A 15,528-nucleotide genomic window follows, 5' to 3' on the forward strand; every position below is an offset into this window, starting at 1 on the left:
GAGAGACACTCAAATGAAACGCAAGTCTTTGTTCGCACTCTCGGCAGTCGTCGTGGTCGCGGCTGCCGCACTCGTTCCCGTCCTGTGGTCGGGCGGCGACAACCTGCATAACGGCACGGCGATGGCGGCAACGCCCGCCGACCAGGCCGAACTGATCAAGAAGGGCGAGTATCTCGCCCGCGCCGGCGACTGTATCGCCTGCCACACGGTGCGCGGCGGCAAGCAGTTCGCCGGCGGCCTGCCAATGGCCACACCGTTCGGCACGATGTTCACGCCGAACATCACGCCCGACGACCAGTACGGCATCGGCAAGTGGACCCAGGACGACTTCTATCGCGCGATGCACACCGGCCGCTCGAAAGACGGCAGCCTGCTCTATCCGGGCTTCCCGTTCACGAGCTACACGAAGGTTACGCGCGCCGACTCGGACGCGATCTACGCGTTCCTGCGCTCGGTCCCGCCGGTCAACGTGCCGAGCCGTCCGCACGAACTGAAATTCCCGTTCAACCAGCGCAACATGCTGATCGGCTGGCGCACGCTATTCTTCCGTGAAGGCGAGTTCAAGCCGGACCCGACCAAGTCGGTCGAATGGAACCGCGGCGCGTACCTGATCGAAGGCCTCGGCCATTGCGGCATGTGCCACACGTCGATCAACGCGATGGGCGGTCCGGTCAACTCGGCGGCGTTTGCCGGCGGCCTGATCCCGTTGCAGAACTGGTACGCGCCGTCGCTGACGTCGAACCGCGAAGCCGGTCTCGGCGACTGGGACCTGAAGGACATCGCCGATCTGCTGAAGACGGGCGTGTCGAACCGCGGCGCGGTGTTCGGTCCGATGGCCGAAGTGGTTCACAACAGCCTGCAGTTCATGACGGACGAGGACATCAACGCGATGGCCACGTACCTGAAGACGATTCCGCAAAAGAGCGAGGCGCCTGAGCCGTTGCAGCTCGAAACGTCGGAAAAGTTCGGCGGCGAACTGTTGAAGCAAGGCCAGAAGATCTACGCTGACAACTGCGCGAAGTGCCACGCGGAAAATGGTCTCGGCATGCCGCCGTCCTTCCCGCCGCTCGCGAACAACCAGTCGATCCAGATGCCGTCGGCGGTCAACCCGATCCGTATGGTGCTGAACGGCGGTTACCCGCCGAGCACGGACGCCAACCCGCATCCGTATGGCATGCCGCCGTTCGCGCAGTCGCTGTCGAATCAGGAAGTGGCGGCCGTTGTGACGTACATCCGTATGTCGTGGGGCAACCACGGTACGGCCGTGTCACCGCAGCAAGTGGCCGATCTGCGTTCGGCGCCGCTCGACTAAGCAGCGTTCGTTGCACCCTGGGCGCGGCCTGCGAGTTTCGCGGCCGCGCCCTTCGTTTTTGCAGGACCGGTATCATGTGGGCGGGTTTGTACTTACTTGCTCTTATGAAACCGCGCAGGAGGAAAGAGCCGTGCATGTCGGTGAGCGTTTGAACAGCATTACCCATCTCGTCGGCGCCGTGTTGTCGGTGGTGGGGCTGGCGACGCTCGTCACAATGGGCGCGCTCGACGGCGACGCGTACAAGGTGGTCAGCTTCAGCGTGTACGGTGCGATGCTGTTCGTGCTGTATGCTATCTCGACGCTCTACCACAGCGTGCGCAACCCGCGTGTGAAAGCGGTTCTCCAGAAATGCGACCATTCGGCGATCTATCTGCTGATCGCGGGCAGCTACACTCCGTTCACGCTTGTCACATTGCGCGGGCCGTGGGGCTGGTCGTTATTCGGCGTAAGCTGGGGGCTTGCCGTTCTCGGCATCGTGCAGGAACTGACGCTCGGGCGACGCACCCGCAGCGTTTCGATGGTGCTGTATGTGTTGATGGGATGGCTCGCGCTCGTGGCCGTCCGCCCGCTGGTGCAAGCATTACCGGCAGCGGGTACCGCATGGCTCGTGGCCGGCGGGGTCATCTACAGCGCCGGCATCTACTTCTTCATCAACGACGAGCGCATCCGGCATGGACATGGTATCTGGCACCTGTTCGTACTGGCGGGCAGTCTGTGTCAATTCGTCAGTGTTGCGCGCTATGTCGCGTGACATCCACGGCGACGAAATGCAACTTAAGGCCAGTCAACGTGTCTGCATAGCGCGTTGAAGCATTCGGCACGTGTTTGAGCGTGCCGCCGATTTCTCTGCGACCGGAACTGGGCTTTGGCCTCGAACGCGCCATGCGGGCGTGTTCATGCCGCGTTGATGCCCGCCTGGGCCCATATGCGCCGTTCGCGAAACTGCATTGCAAAGAGCTTTTATGTCTTTTGATTCCCTCGGCTTGTCCGAACCGTTGGTCCGCGCTGTACACGAACTCGGCTACACCACCCCGACACCGATCCAGACGCAAGCGATCCCCGCCGTGCTCAACGGCGGCGACCTGCTGGCCGGCGCGCAGACCGGCACCGGCAAGACCGCCGGCTTCACGCTGCCCATTCTGCAGCGCCTCAATTCGATGCCCGCGGTCACCGCGGGCTCGGGCAAGCGCGCAGTGCGCGCGCTGATCCTCACGCCCACGCGCGAGCTGGCCGCACAGGTCGAAGAAAGCGTGCGCGCGTACGGCAAGTATCTGAAGCTGAAGTCGACCGTCATGTTCGGCGGCGTCGGCATCAATCCGCAGATCGGCGCGCTAAGGAGCGGCGTGGACATCGTCGTCGCGACGCCGGGCCGTCTGCTCGACCACATGCAGCAGAAGACCATCGACCTGTCGCATCTCGAGATTCTCGTGCTCGACGAAGCCGACCGCATGCTCGACATGGGCTTCATCCACGACATCAAGCGGGTGCTCGCGAAGCTGCCGCCCAAGCGTCAGAACCTGCTGTTCTCGGCCACCTTCTCCGACGAGATCAAGACCCTCGCCGACAACCTGCTCGACTCGCCGGCGCTGATCGAAGTGGCTCGCCGCAACACGACGGCGGAAACGGTCGCGCAAAAGATTCACCCCGTAGACCGCGACAAGAAGCGCGAACTGCTCACGCATCTGATCAAGCAGCACAACTGGTTTCAGGTGCTGGTGTTCACGCGCACCAAGCACGGCGCCAACCGCCTGGCCGAGCAGTTGACCAAGGACGGCATCACCGCGCTCGCGATTCACGGCAACAAGAGCCAGTCGGCGCGCACGCGCGCGCTCGCGGAGTTCAAGGACGGCACGCTGCAGGTGCTGGTCGCGACCGACATCGCCGCGCGCGGCATCGATATCGATCAGCTGCCGCACGTGGTCAACTACGACCTGCCGAACGTGCCGGAAGACTACGTGCACCGCATCGGCCGCACGGGCCGCGCGGGTGCGACGGGCGAAGCGGTGTCGCTGGTGTGCGTCGACGAATTGCAACTACTGAAGGACATCGAGAAGCTGATCAAGCGACCGGTGCCGCAGGAAGTGATCGCCGGATTCGAGCCGGACCCGACCGCGAAGCCGGAGCCGATCCTGCGCCGTGGCCAGGGCGGCGGTGGTGGCGGTGGGGGACGCTCGCCGCGTCAAGGACAAGGCGCGCCCAAACGTGACGGCGCCGCTTCGGCGAAGCCGTCGCAACGCTCTGGTCAACGTCCGGCGAACGGTCAGCAGCAGCCGAAGCCGCAAGGCGCGAAGCCGGCCGGCAACGGCGGCCAGCCGCGCCGCGACGGCCAGCGTCACGACGACCGGCCGCGCGCAGTCGCGCATGAAAGTAGCGCCGCGCAGCACGCGCCGCGCAAGCCGCAGGGCAACAAGCCACAAGGCAGCAACCCGGGTGCGTTGCTGGGCGGCGCAAAGCCGCGCAACGACGCGCCGCGTGGCGGCATGCCGACGCGCAGCGGCCAGCGCGGCCGCTAAGCTTCGAAGCTGTTGGCCTGCCAGCCGAGGTCCCTCGTCGAGGGGCTAACGGCCGGCCGCGGCGGCGGCTTGCTTCAGGTGCTCGATCTGCCGTTCCCACCGGTCGAGCACCGCACTTCCCTCTCCTTCCAGTTCGAACGTAATGCCGCTTGTCAGGCGCGCATAACGCACGCTCTGCGCGTCGGCTGTATCTATCGAGCCAATCAGATAGACGAGCCCGCTATCGTCGCCATCAACGCCGGCTAGCGGCGCGACGAGCAACTGCACCTGATAGAACGCTGCGTCGCAGACAAAGCTGAGCGCGGCGCGGCCGCTTTGCGCAATCGCGCGCGCCGCCCTCGCTTGCGGCCACAACGCAAAGCACAGCGTGCGCGAGTCGGGCGCATACAACTCGCCGACACTCAGTAGCGATGTGCGCACATGGCCGTTCGTATCGACGCTCAGCAGCGACGCGGTGAACCCCATCTTGCTCGCCAGCGAAGAACCGTCGAACAACGCGCGCACGGCATCGGGCCATTCATCGAACACGCTTTGTTCGAGCGGACGCGCGGGTGTGGATCCGGGTGCGGAGGAATCGCTCATGCTGTCGATCCGGTTGAAGGTGGGCAAGGCTCAATCATGCCTCGAAAAAAGAATGGCCCGCATTGGCGGGCCATTCATCGTTGTGTCGTCGGGTCGCTTTGTCGCCGCGCGATCACACGTTGTGCACTCTATCCGCTACTCAGCGAAAGAACACATGCTGCGTGATCTTCGCGAGCGGGTAGTGCACGCCCGGCTGAATTTTCGCAGGAAGATTGAGCGGCTTGAGCAGCATCTTCACGCACATGTCGGCGGAAAGATTGCGCCGCACCAGCGCATTGATCCGCGCCGCGCGGTCGCGGTTATACGCCGAATCATGCACGCGCTCCGGATAGCGAATTGCGAACACGTGGCGCAGCGCGATCTCCGAGTCCTCGTTCTTGATCTCCATCACGCGGCGCATCAACGCGCCGAGCACGGCGAGACGGCCGTTGCCTTCAATCCTGTTGTACTTCTTGAAGAACTTGAAAAAGTGTTTGTAGTGACGGACTTCGTCGGTGCGAATATTGTCGGTGATCTGCTTGAGCACCTGTTCATCCGAACATTCGCCGATCGCGCGATACAGCGTCGCCGTGCCCGTTTCCACCACACAGCGCGCGACCATTTCGAGCGCGCGGGTCTTTTCGAAATCTTCGACCGAACAGGTCAGCGAATATTCGTCCATGAAATTGCGGAACGCGGTATCCCAGTCGAATTCGGGCCACACGTAGGCCACATACGTCTTGAGCGCGCGGCCATGCTGCATTTCCTCCGGCTCCCACTCGTTGTTGAGCCAGGCCGAAACTTCGGGATCGTCGTTGAAGAACGTACTCAGATTGGTCGTGTAAAGGTCGGTGCCGCTCTCAATGAACGAAGCCGCGCACAGGAGCAGCAGGAGGTCCTCGTTAGCGACGGCCTTTTGCCGATCAATGCGGGTGAGGTCGATGTCCTCGATCCGCCAGGGCATGACATGGTTCAGCTCGGTGTGCATCGTGTCTTGCTCCGAATGCTGTATCGACTCGTAAAGCATGCTCGAAACCGTTCGCACTCGCCGTGCGGTTCGCCGTGCCGGATACAGCGCTTGAATTAGAGTTAACCCCTTCTATCTGCATCTTAGCCGGTGTTTGCCAACTCTGCAGGTAACCACAGCACAGACCATGCCGGGCAGCCGCAGTTCCACTTCGAAAATAGTCGAAATATTCGGCCGTAAAAAAGCCAGCCCGAAGAGCTGGCTTTGAGTTGGGCACGAAGCCCCGCGAGTCGCGCCTGACGAGGCTGGCGCGGCGTCCATGAGCGCCGCCGCCGGCATGCGCTCAGGCGGGCTGAATGCTGTGCACGGAACCCGCCCGGCGCATGCGCCACGCGACGATGATCAGCGACACGCCCGACAGCACCGCGGCAAGCAACACGTAGTAACTTGGCGCAAGCTTGTCTCCGGTCAGATGAATGAACGTCTCGACGATGGTCGGCGCAAACCCGCCGAAAATCGTCACGCCGATGCTGTAGCCGATCGAAAGACCCGTCGAGCGCACGTGCGTCGGAAAGATCTCCGACATCAGCGCAGGCATCGGTCCGGAGTAAGCGGCCTTGAAGATACCGGCCGTGGCTTGCAGCAACATCAGCCAGCCGATCGTCGGATGCGACTGCAGCCATGCGAACATCGGATAGATCAACAAGCCCATCAGGATCGACGTAGTCAGCATGATGCGAATCCGGCCGATACGGTCGGACAATGCGCCCATCACCGGCGACAGGATGAACTGCAGTCCGCCGTTGAGCACCACCACGCCGAACGATGCGGCCGCGGGCATGTGCAACTGCTTGACCGCGTACATCGGCATATAGAGTTGCAGCACATACACGCCGACCGTCGACTGCGCGACGATGCCGACCGCGAGCAGCAGATTGACCCACTGGCTGGCGAACGACGCGCCCTCGTCTACGCTTGCTGCCTTGCTCGCGCCGGCCGCCTCGCGCGCTTTGCGCAAGGCGAGAAACTCCGGCGTCTCGTCGAGATGCGAACGGATGTAGAAGCCCACCGGGCCGACCAGCAAACCGAACACGAACGGTACGCGCCAGCCCCAGCTATTCAGATGCTCGGGCGGCATCCACGCGGTCAGCAGGGAGCCGAAGGCCGCGGCCGTGATCGCCGCCAGCCCCTGGCTCGCGAACTGCCAGCTCGCGTAGTAACCGCGGCGCGAGGCGCTGTGCTCGACCATGAAGGCCGTCGCGCTGCCGAACTCGCCGCCCACCGCGAACCCTTGCACGAGTCGCGCGAACAGAACCAGCAACGGCGCCGCAATGCCGATCGACGCATACGGCGGCATCACCGCCATCGTGAAGGTGCCGACCATCATCAGCGCGATGGCGAGCGTGAGCGCCGACTTGCGGCCTTTGCGGTCGCCGTAGATACCCAGCACGATCGCGCCCAGCGGACGCATCAGGAACGAGATGCCGAAGGTGGCGATGGCGAGCAGCGTCGAGAGCCACTCGTCCTGCATCGGGAAAAACTGTTTGGCGATGATCGTCGCGAAGTAGCCGTAGACCAGAAAGTCGAACCACTCGAGCGCATTGCCGATCGATGACGAAAACACGATTCGCCGCACCATTGCTTTGGAAAGCGGTGCGGGCGACGAATCGGGGGAAGCTGTCGCGGATGGCGACGCGGGGGTGTGCATGATGTCTCCTGCGTTATTGGGCCGTCTGATGCGGCTGGTGTGGTGTGGTGAGCGTGATGGTGCCGAAGCGCCATCGGCGCGCCGAGCGCCCGGTTTCGCGCGATGCCGGCGCTCGCGGGCAGTCCGCCTGGCTTGCGCGTCAGAAGTAGGTCAATGAGCACTGCTGAGGGGATGCTGCGACGCACGGCGATGCGCGGCGCCGTGCGCGCTGCGTCGATGAAGCTCAACGCGGTGCCGCTCGCACGCCGCGAGCAGCGGCGTCCCCAGGTATGCGCACAGACAGCGCCACGCCGCGCGTTCGCGGGTTCAGAACCCCGCAGCCAGACCGTCGCGGCGGCTGTCGCTAGCCGCCACGTAGCCGCGTTCCGGATCGTTGCGATCGAGCTTCCAGATGTATTGGCCGGAGCCGAAGTCCATATACGGATCGTCGACCGACTTGATCGTGTGGCCGAGCTTCTGCAACGCCTCGGCGGTCTTCGGATCGAGCGTCGATTCGATGTCGATCGTGAAGTCGCGATTGACCTTCCAGCGCGGCGCGTCGCACGCGGCCTGGGGCTGCTGGCCGTAGTCGAGCATTCGCACGATGGATTGCAGGTGCCCTTGCGGCTGCATGTCGCCGCCCATCACGCCGAAGCTCATCACCGCTTCCTGCTGGCCGTTCACCTGCTGCGTGAGGAACGACGGGATGATCGTATGGAACGGCCGCTTGCCGCCTTCCACCACGTTCGGCGACTTCGGGTCCATCGAGAAGCCGCAGCCGCGGTTCTGCATCGCGATGCCGCTGTCCGGCACCACGATGCCCGAGCCGAAGCCCATGTAGTTCGACTGGATGAAGCTCACCATCATGCCGCGCTCGTCGGCCACCGACATGTAGATGGTGCCACCCGCCTTCGGCATGCCGAAGTCGAATTGCGTCGCACGCTTATGGTCGATCAGCTTCGCGCGCGACGTGAGGTACGCGTCGTCGAGCATCTGCTCGGGCGTGACTTCCATCGAGCGCGGATCGGCGACGTAGCGGTAGACATCGGCGAACGCCAGCTTCATCGCTTCGATCTGCAAATGCTGCGATTCGACGTTGTCGACCGCCAGTTCCTTCACATCGAATTTTTCGAGGATGCCCAGCGCGATCAGCGCCGCGATGCCTTGGCCGTTCGGCGGAATCTCATGCACGGTGTAGCCGCGATAATCCTTGCCGATCGGCTCGACCCAATCCGCACGGTAGTTGCGCAGATCGTCGAGCGTCAGCGCGGCGCCGCCTTTGCGGGCGAATGCCGCAATCTGCTCGGCGATCTCGCCCTCGTAGTACGCGCGCGGGCCTTGCTCCGCGAGCTTGCGCAGGGTCTTCGCGTGGCCGGGGAAGCGCACCAGCTCGCTCACTTCCGGCGCACGGCCGCGCGGCATGAAGGTTTGCGCGAAGCCCGGCAGGTCCTTCAACTCCGGTACGGCCGCCGCCCACTTGTAGGCGACGATGCTCGCCACCGCGTGACCGCGCTCGGCGATCTCGATCGCCGGCTCCATTAGGTCCGCGAACGGCAGCGTGCCGAACTTCTGATGCAACGCTTCCCAGCCCGCGATCACGCCGGGCACCGTCACCGCATCCCAGCCACGCTTGGGCTGCTTCGCGAGGCCGTTCTCCTCGCCGTACTTGCGCTTGAAGTAGTCGACGTTCCAGGCGGCCGGCGACACGCCCGACGCGTTCAGCCCATGCAGCTTCTTGCCGTCCCACACCAGCGCGAACGCGTCGCCGCCAAGGCCGCACGACACCGGCTCGACCACGGTGATGGCGGCGGCCGCCGCGATCGCCGCGTCGACGGCATTGCCGCCTTTCCACAGCATGCGCAAGCCGGCTTGCGCGGCGAGCGGGTGCGAAGTCGAAACGATGTTGCGCGCGAATACAGGCAGACGCGGCGTCGGATAGGGGTTTTGCCAGTTGAAGCCAGTCATGTCGAACACTCTCGAAGGCGCGGTCCGGCTTGAGAAGGACGCCGGAAACCAGGGAAAACACGTGAACGCGGTAATCCGCGAAACCCAGGATTGCAGCGCGAACCGGCTCAAAAAACAAATTCATTTATCAAATGAATAAATGAGTTGATCGCCTGAATGGATGTTCTAGCGGCCGTCGCGCCGTTTATGCGTGTGGCACGCGTTGGCGAAGACGGGGTCCGATGGTCTTACAATACCCGCAACCGTTCATGCCTGACCCGCTTTCCCGCCTTGCGCATTGCGCCGGCGGCAGGCCAAGCCGATATTCATCCCACGACCCGACACCGATGACCCGAGACCCCCGCCTGACTCTCAACGCCCGGCAACAGGAATTGCTGGAGTGGGTGCAACGCGACGGCTTCGTGACCGTGGACGACCTCGCGTCCCACTTCGACGTGACGCCGCAGACGATCCGCCGCGACGTCAACTGGCTCGCCGACATGAACCTGCTGCGTCGCTATCACGGCGGCGCCAGTCTGCCGACCAGTTCCGAGAACGTCTCGTACACCGCGCGCCAGCGCATGTTCCATGACGAGAAGCGGCGCATTGCGGCGCTAGTGGCCACTCACATTCCCGATCAGGCCTCGCTGTTCATCAACCTCGGCACCACCACCGAGGAAGTCGCCCGCGCGCTCAACCGGCATCGCGGCCTGCGCGTCATCACCAACAATCTGAACGTCGCCAGCATGATGAGCGGCTATCCGGATTGCGAGGTGCTGGTGACAGGCGGCATCGTGCGGCCGTGGGACAAAGGGATCGTCGGCGAACTGGCGATCGACTTCATCCGCCAGTTCAAGGTGGACTTCGCAATCATCGGCACGTCGAGCATAGAAACCGATGGCACGCTGCGCGATTTCGACACTCGCGAAGTGCGCGTGGCCGAGGCGATCATCGAGCACGCGCGCACGGTGTTCCTCGCCGCCGACAGTTCGAAATTCGGCCGCCCGGCGCTCGTTCGCCAAGGCCATCTCGATCAGATCGACGCGCTCTTCACCGACGCCGCCCCGCCCCCCGAGATGCTCGAAACGCTCGCCGCCGCCAATTGCCAGGTGTATGTCGCCGGCTAGGTGAAGGCGTTTTCCGCCATGCTGCAGCGCACGCAAAACTTCGAGTGAAATCAAGGATCTGGCTGCGGCTCCGAACCGCCTGTGGGACGCCAGATTGTCAAACGGAATATTAACTGGGGAGTGTTTGGTGTTTGGCGCACGGTTGACTACACTCCAGTTCCCGGCGTCCGTTCCGCATTCTGCGTATCGCCGGTTGAGTGAATCTGTCGTGTAAGCCGTACTTCCCGCCTGATCTTCCCGCGGACTTCACTGGCACCCTGCCAGTTGCCGGCAAGGCCGTCCGCGTTTGCTTGACATGGAGAGAAAGATGCTGAGTCCGCATGAATTCGCCACGTTGTTGCTCGTCAAGGACGCCCCCAATCAAGTCGACATGGGCCGAGAAGAACTCGACGCATTGCTGGAACGTCAGTTGGTACAACTCGAACGCCTCGCGTCGGGCAATGAACAATGGCGCGTGACGGAATCCGGCGACAACGCATTGCGTGCCATCAAGCGTCTTTCCTAGTGTCATAGGGCTTGTCGCTGCTGTTGCAGTGTGCGACCTGCCTTGTAGTGACGGCAGGGTGCGTCGGTTCCCGCGCATCCTCGGCCTCTTCAAACTGTACTGATTTTCTTCGCACGACAAGGCCGCCGCCCCGGCGGCCGATTTGTTGTGCACAGGTCATTTACGCAGTAAATTGCCGCGACGGACTTTCAGCCCTTCGCGCATGCCCAAAACCCTCTCCGCCGACGACATCCAGCAATTTCGCGAGGCCATGCGCCGTGTGGCCGAGAATGCATTCGCCACGCGCGGCGCCCAAGGGGTGACGATGCGCGAATTGGCGAAGGAACTCGGTTGCAGCGCGATGACGCCGTACCGCTACTTCCGCGACAAGGACGAGATCCTCGCCATGGTCCGCGCTGCGGCGTTCAACCGCTTCACGGCCCGCCTCGAAGCCGCCGCGAACAACGCCCCCGCGGCCGATCAGTCGCCGGTGAGCGAGGCCTACGTCGCGTTCGCACTCGACGAACCGCACGCCTATCGTTTGATGTTCGATCAAACGCCGCAGCAAGGCGTTTATCCGGAACTCGCCGCCGCGTCGCAACGCGCGTGGCGGCTGCTCGGCGCGCACTTCGAAGGGCTCGTTGCGGCTGGCGTGCTGGAAGGCGACCCGCAGTTGATCGCCTACGCGTATTGGGCGAGCCTGCACGGCTTCACGATGCTGGCGCTCGCCAACCAGTTGCCGCTGCCCGAGGCGCAACAAGCCGCCGCTGCAAACGAAGCGGACAAGGCAAGCACCGAGGCAACCACCCATCCGACGCCGACGCGCGAAGCCGTGTTCGCGCAGATGCGCCGCATGCTGTGGCGCGGCGCGCAGCCGCGACGCGGCTAACCCAACGCGTCCAACGCACGATTCAGTTCGCGCGCAGCACAGCAGTCAACGCACGCCGCTCGTCAAAACGAAACTCAAACGCCCCGACTCAACCGCTGCGCAGGGTCGGATCGACCGCCGCGCGCCAGCTCAATGCCTTTGCCCGCTGATCGGTGAAAAACTCGACCCACCGGTTGCGCACCTGCGGGTCGGTGCTCACGCCCTCGCTCGCATGACGCTGGGCGATCGACGCCTGGAACGCACAGAACTCGTCCTTCGACACCTTGCCGCGCCGGGTCGCCACGTAAGCATCGAACATCGCCGCGTAGACACCTTGCGCGTCCTGCCCGTAGTCAACGGTCTGGGCCGTGCACATCTGCTGTAGCGCCTCGAACGACGGCGCGCCCATCGTTCCATTCAGGCTCGGCGAGCTGACGCATCCGGCGAGAAGCGCAGTGGCGCCGATCATCAAAAGTCCACGCATTGATCCACCTCGATATGGCTGTGCCGAGAGTATCGTCCGCGGCCGCGCGTTGCGCCACTCCCCTAGCCGATCGGACAAGCGCCGTTCAGATAAAGCGAACTTTACTTTTTCGAATATGTTCATTAGAGTTCGAAAACGAACACGATCGGTTCGCCAGATTTTCCAAACGGCTTTTCACGCGCAACATCAACGCGCAACCCAGAGGACCCGGCAGGTGACGCAAGGCTCGAAATACGATTTGCTCGTCGTAGGCGGCGGGATCAACGGTGCAGGCATCGCACGCGATGCGGCCGGCCGCGGCCTGTCGGTGCTGCTGTGTGAGCAGGACGATCTGGCCTCGCACACGTCGTCGGCCAGCACCAAGCTGATTCACGGCGGCCTGCGCTACCTCGAATACCGCGAGTTCGGACTGGTGCGCAAAGCGTTGCAGGAGCGCGAAACGCTGCTGCGCGCGGCGCCGCACATCATATGGCCGCTGCGCTTCGTGATGCCGCACATGCCCGATCTGCGTCCGGCCTGGTTGATCCGAGCGGGCCTGTTCCTGTACGACCATCTTGCCAAACGCGAACTGCTGCCGGGTTCGCGCGGTATCACGATGCGCAACCATCCGGCGGGAGCGCCGCTGGTCGATTCGATCAAGCGCGGTTTCGTGTATTCGGACGGCTGGGTCAACGACGCGCGTCTGGTCGTGCTGAACGCGCTCGATGCGCAAGAGCACGGCGCGACGATTCTCACGCGCACAAAGCTGGTCAGCGCGGTGCGCGCCGGCGGCGAATGGCGCGCGCAGCTGCGGCGCGCGGACGGCACGACCTTCGACGTGTGCGCCGCGTCGATTGCGAACGCCGCGGGCCCGTGGGTCGGCGAGCTGTTGCAAGGGGCGCTCGGCCGTCAGGCGACAAGGAGTGTGCGCCTCGTGAAAGGCAGCCACATCGTCACCCGGCGCCTGTTCGAACACGACCACGCGTACATCTTCCAGAACCCGGACAAGCGGATCATCTTCGCGATTCCGTACGAAACCGATTACACGCTGATCGGCACGACCGACCTCGAATATCGCGGCGACCCGTCGCATGTGGCGATCGACGCCGGCGAAACGCAGTACCTGTGCGACTCCATCAACCGCTACTTCAAGCAGAAGATCTCGCCGGCCGACGTGCGCTGGACCTACTCCGGCGTACGTCCGCTGCTCGAGGAAGAAGGCGCGGACAATCCGTCGGCGGTCACGCGCGACTACTCGCTCGAACTCGACGCACCCGAGGGCGAAGCGCCGCTGCTGTCGGTGTTCGGCGGCAAGATCACGACCTTCCGCAAGCTCGCGGAACAGGCCGTCGACACGCTCGCGCAGGCGTTGCACAAGGGCGCGCCCGCGTGGACCGTCGGGGCGCCGTTGCCCGGCGGCGATATTCCGCACGCCGACTTCGAGCGCTTCCTGAGCGGCATCAGGCAGCAGCTTGCGTGGCTGCCGGCCGATCTCGCGCACCGCCTCGCGCGCGCCTATGGCACGCGCGTCACACGGGTGATCGGCAATGCGCGCTCGGTGGCCGATCTCGGCCGCGCATTCGCGCCGGGTCTTTACGAAGCTGAACTGACTTACTTGCGCAATACCGAATGGGCATGCAGTGCTCAGGACGTGCTGTGGCGCCGTTCGAAACTCGGTCTGCACGTCGAACCGGGCACGCTCGACTCCGTCACGCGCGAGATCGACGCATGGTTCGCGCGTGAACCCGCGCGGCAGAGTGCCTAGACTGCATAGAGGCACAGGGTTGGGAATACAAAGCACCGCAACGTGGCGTGCGCTGCGCGCTCGACGGGAATCAATTCCCCCCTTCCGGCTGGACCACGCCGGGCTGCACAATCACATCCGGTTGCCGCCCGCTGAAAACAACAGGCCGTTCCCATCGCCGGTCAACAGTCCGGGGATTCGCAAACGCATGGAGAAGAGACAATGCAGGATCAGTACATCCTCGCGCTTGACCAAGGCACCACCAGCTCGCGTGCGATGCTGTTCGACCGGCGCGGCAGCATCGTGTCGATCGCGCAGAAAGAATTCCAGCAGATCTATCCGCATCCGGGTTGGGTCGAGCACGACCCGCAGGAAATCTGGTCGACCCAGGCCGGCGTCGCCGCGGAAGCCGTGACGCGCGCCGGCATGAACGGCACCTCGATCGCCGCGATCGGCATCACCAATCAACGCGAAACCACCATCGTGTGGGATCGCGAAACCGGCCACCCGGTCTATAACGCGATCGTCTGGCAGGACCGCCGCACCGCCGACTTCTGCGACGAGCTCAAAAAGCAGGGGCTCGAAGAAAAGGTCCGCGCGAAAACCGGTCTACCGATCGACTCGTATTTCTCGGCGACCAAGATCCGCTGGATTCTCGACAACGTCGAAGGCGCGCGCGAGAAAGCGCGCCAAGGCCGCCTCGCGTTCGGCACCGTCGACAGCTGGCTCGTGTGGAACTTCACCAAGGGCGGCCTGCACGTCACCGACGTGACCAACGCATCGCGCACCATGCTGTTCAACATCCACACGCTGAAATGGGACGACGAACTGCTCGACATGCTCGAGATTCCGCGCAGTATGCTGCCGGAAGTGCGGGCGTCGTCGGAGGTGTATGGGCCGACCAAGACCACGGTGTTCGCATCGAAGATTCCGCTCGCGGGCATCGCCGGCGATCAGCACGCTGCGCTATTCGGACAGATGTGCACGGAGTCCGGCATGGTGAAGAACACCTACGGCACCGGCTGCTTCCTCGTGATGAACACCGGCGACAAGCCGATCGAATCGAAAAACAATCTCGTCACGACGATTGCGTGGCAGATCGGCGACAGGATCGACTACGCGCTCGAAGGCAGCATCTTCATCGGCGGCGCGGTGGTGCAATGGCTGCGCGACGGCCTCGGCATCATCAAGAATGCCGCCGAGATCGAAACGCTCGCGCGCAGCGTGCCGCATTGCGACGGCGTGTATCTGGTGCCGGCGTTCGCCGGCCTCGGCGCGCCGCATTGGAACGCGCACGCTCGCGGCACGCTGTTCGGCGTGACGCGCGGTACGAGTTCCGCGCATATCGCACGTGCCGCGCTCGACTCGATCGCCTATCAATCGCTCGACGTGCTGAAGGCGATGGAAGCCGACTCCGGCATTCGCATCGGCGAATTGCGCGTGGACGGCGGCGCCTGCACGAACAATCTGCTGATGCAATTCCAGGCGGACATTCTCGGCGTCGACGCGGTGCGGCCGAAGGTGGCGGAAACGACCGCGTTGGGCGCGGCTTACCTGGCCGGTCTCGCGGTCGGCTACTGGCAAAATGTCGACGAGCTGCAAAACCAGTGGCAGCTCGAGCGGCGCTTCACGCCTGCGCTGCCTCACGCCGAGGTCAAGGCATGCCTTGACGGCTGGCAGCGGGCGATCCGCGCGGCGAAAGCGTGGGCGGATATGCCTGGCTGATCGGATCGTTGTGGTCGCTATAGTCGTTCTGGCCGGCGACCTGCTTCAGTCATCGCGCTCCCGCGCGCCCGGCGGCGGGGCGCCCGCATCCGCACCTTACACGCGCGCCGATCCGGAATCCGGCGGCATCAAA

At 63.9% G+C, this 15,528-nt stretch carries 14 protein-coding genes; 9 read left to right on the top strand and 5 right to left on the bottom strand.

Annotation, left to right across the window (positions count from 1 at the left end; genetic code table 11):
- The first annotated feature begins 13 nt into the window (after positions 1 to 13).
- From P0D89_RS12135 to P0D89_RS12145, 3 genes are all read left to right on the top strand, one after another.
- Complete coding sequence (locus P0D89_RS12135; protein ID WP_408356030.1) at positions 14 to 1,312, top strand: c-type cytochrome; 1,299 nt, start codon at positions 14 to 16, stop codon at positions 1,310 to 1,312.
- A gap of 130 nt (positions 1,313 to 1,442) precedes the next feature.
- Entirely contained in the window at positions 1,443 to 2,063 is a 621-nt protein-coding gene (trhA, locus tag P0D89_RS12140; protein WP_408356028.1) for a PAQR family membrane homeostasis protein TrhA, read from the top strand.
- 211 nt (positions 2,064 to 2,274) lie between these two features.
- Positions 2,275 to 3,825: a DEAD/DEAH box helicase gene (locus tag P0D89_RS12145; protein ID WP_408356026.1), complete on the top strand. Its 1,551-nt coding sequence runs from the start codon at positions 2,275 to 2,277 to the stop codon at positions 3,823 to 3,825.
- 45 nt (positions 3,826 to 3,870) lie between these two features.
- Here the strand turns inward: P0D89_RS12145 and P0D89_RS12150 are convergent, their stop codons facing one another.
- From P0D89_RS12150 to ggt, 4 genes are all read right to left on the bottom strand, one after another.
- Positions 3,871 to 4,407 (bottom strand): hypothetical protein, encoded by a 537-nt coding sequence (locus P0D89_RS12150; RefSeq protein ID WP_408356024.1) that lies wholly within the window; start codon positions 4,405 to 4,407, stop codon positions 3,871 to 3,873.
- A gap of 139 nt (positions 4,408 to 4,546) precedes the next feature.
- Entirely contained in the window at positions 4,547 to 5,374 is an 828-nt protein-coding gene (locus P0D89_RS12155; RefSeq protein ID WP_408356022.1) for a ferritin-like domain-containing protein, read from the bottom strand.
- A 322-nt stretch (positions 5,375 to 5,696) separates the two neighbouring features.
- A complete protein-coding gene (locus P0D89_RS12160) occupies positions 5,697 to 7,061 on the bottom strand; it encodes an MFS transporter (RefSeq protein WP_408356020.1) in 1,365 nt (454 codons plus the stop codon).
- 306 nt (positions 7,062 to 7,367) lie between these two features.
- Positions 7,368 to 9,005, bottom strand: coding sequence for a gamma-glutamyltransferase (ggt, locus tag P0D89_RS12165; protein WP_408356018.1), 1,638 nt, complete (start codon positions 9,003 to 9,005; stop codon positions 7,368 to 7,370).
- On the opposite strand from ggt, the gene P0D89_RS12170 reads away from it, so the two are divergent.
- The 4 genes from P0D89_RS12170 to P0D89_RS12185 all read left to right on the top strand — a co-directional run bounded on the left by P0D89_RS12170 (position 9,004) and on the right by P0D89_RS12185 (position 11,484).
- Complete coding sequence (locus P0D89_RS12170) at positions 9,004 to 9,144, top strand: hypothetical protein (RefSeq protein WP_408376624.1); 141 nt, start codon at positions 9,004 to 9,006, stop codon at positions 9,142 to 9,144. The genes ggt and P0D89_RS12170 overlap by 2 nt on opposite strands.
- A gap of 187 nt (positions 9,145 to 9,331) precedes the next feature.
- Positions 9,332 to 10,111, top strand: coding sequence for a DeoR/GlpR family DNA-binding transcription regulator (locus tag P0D89_RS12175; protein ID WP_408356016.1), 780 nt, complete (start codon positions 9,332 to 9,334; stop codon positions 10,109 to 10,111).
- A 307-nt stretch (positions 10,112 to 10,418) separates the two neighbouring features.
- Positions 10,419 to 10,616, top strand: coding sequence for a hypothetical protein (locus P0D89_RS12180; RefSeq protein WP_408356014.1), 198 nt, complete (start codon positions 10,419 to 10,421; stop codon positions 10,614 to 10,616).
- 202 nt (positions 10,617 to 10,818) lie between these two features.
- Positions 10,819 to 11,484: a TetR/AcrR family transcriptional regulator gene (locus P0D89_RS12185; RefSeq protein ID WP_408356012.1), complete on the top strand. Its 666-nt coding sequence runs from the start codon at positions 10,819 to 10,821 to the stop codon at positions 11,482 to 11,484.
- An 88-nt stretch (positions 11,485 to 11,572) separates the two neighbouring features.
- Here P0D89_RS12185 and P0D89_RS12190 read toward each other — a convergent pair whose 3' ends face one another.
- Positions 11,573 to 11,947, bottom strand: coding sequence for a hypothetical protein (locus tag P0D89_RS12190; protein ID WP_408356010.1), 375 nt, complete (start codon positions 11,945 to 11,947; stop codon positions 11,573 to 11,575).
- 214 nt (positions 11,948 to 12,161) lie between these two features.
- Between P0D89_RS12190 and glpD the strand changes: the two genes are divergently transcribed.
- Both glpD and glpK read left to right on the top strand, forming a co-directional pair.
- Positions 12,162 to 13,691: a glycerol-3-phosphate dehydrogenase gene (gene glpD, locus P0D89_RS12195; RefSeq protein ID WP_408356005.1), complete on the top strand. Its 1,530-nt coding sequence runs from the start codon at positions 12,162 to 12,164 to the stop codon at positions 13,689 to 13,691.
- Between the two features lie 201 nt (positions 13,692 to 13,892).
- The gene (gene glpK / locus P0D89_RS12200; RefSeq protein ID WP_408356003.1) at positions 13,893 to 15,395 is read left to right on the top strand and encodes a glycerol kinase GlpK; all 1,503 of its coding nucleotides are present in this window, start codon (positions 13,893 to 13,895) and stop codon (positions 15,393 to 15,395) included.
- Positions 15,396 to 15,528: the final 133 nt, after the last annotated feature.

The organism is Paraburkholderia sp. RL18-085-BIA-A (genome assembly GCF_046027075.1).
Taxonomy (GTDB): domain Bacteria; phylum Pseudomonadota; class Gammaproteobacteria; order Burkholderiales; family Burkholderiaceae; genus Paraburkholderia.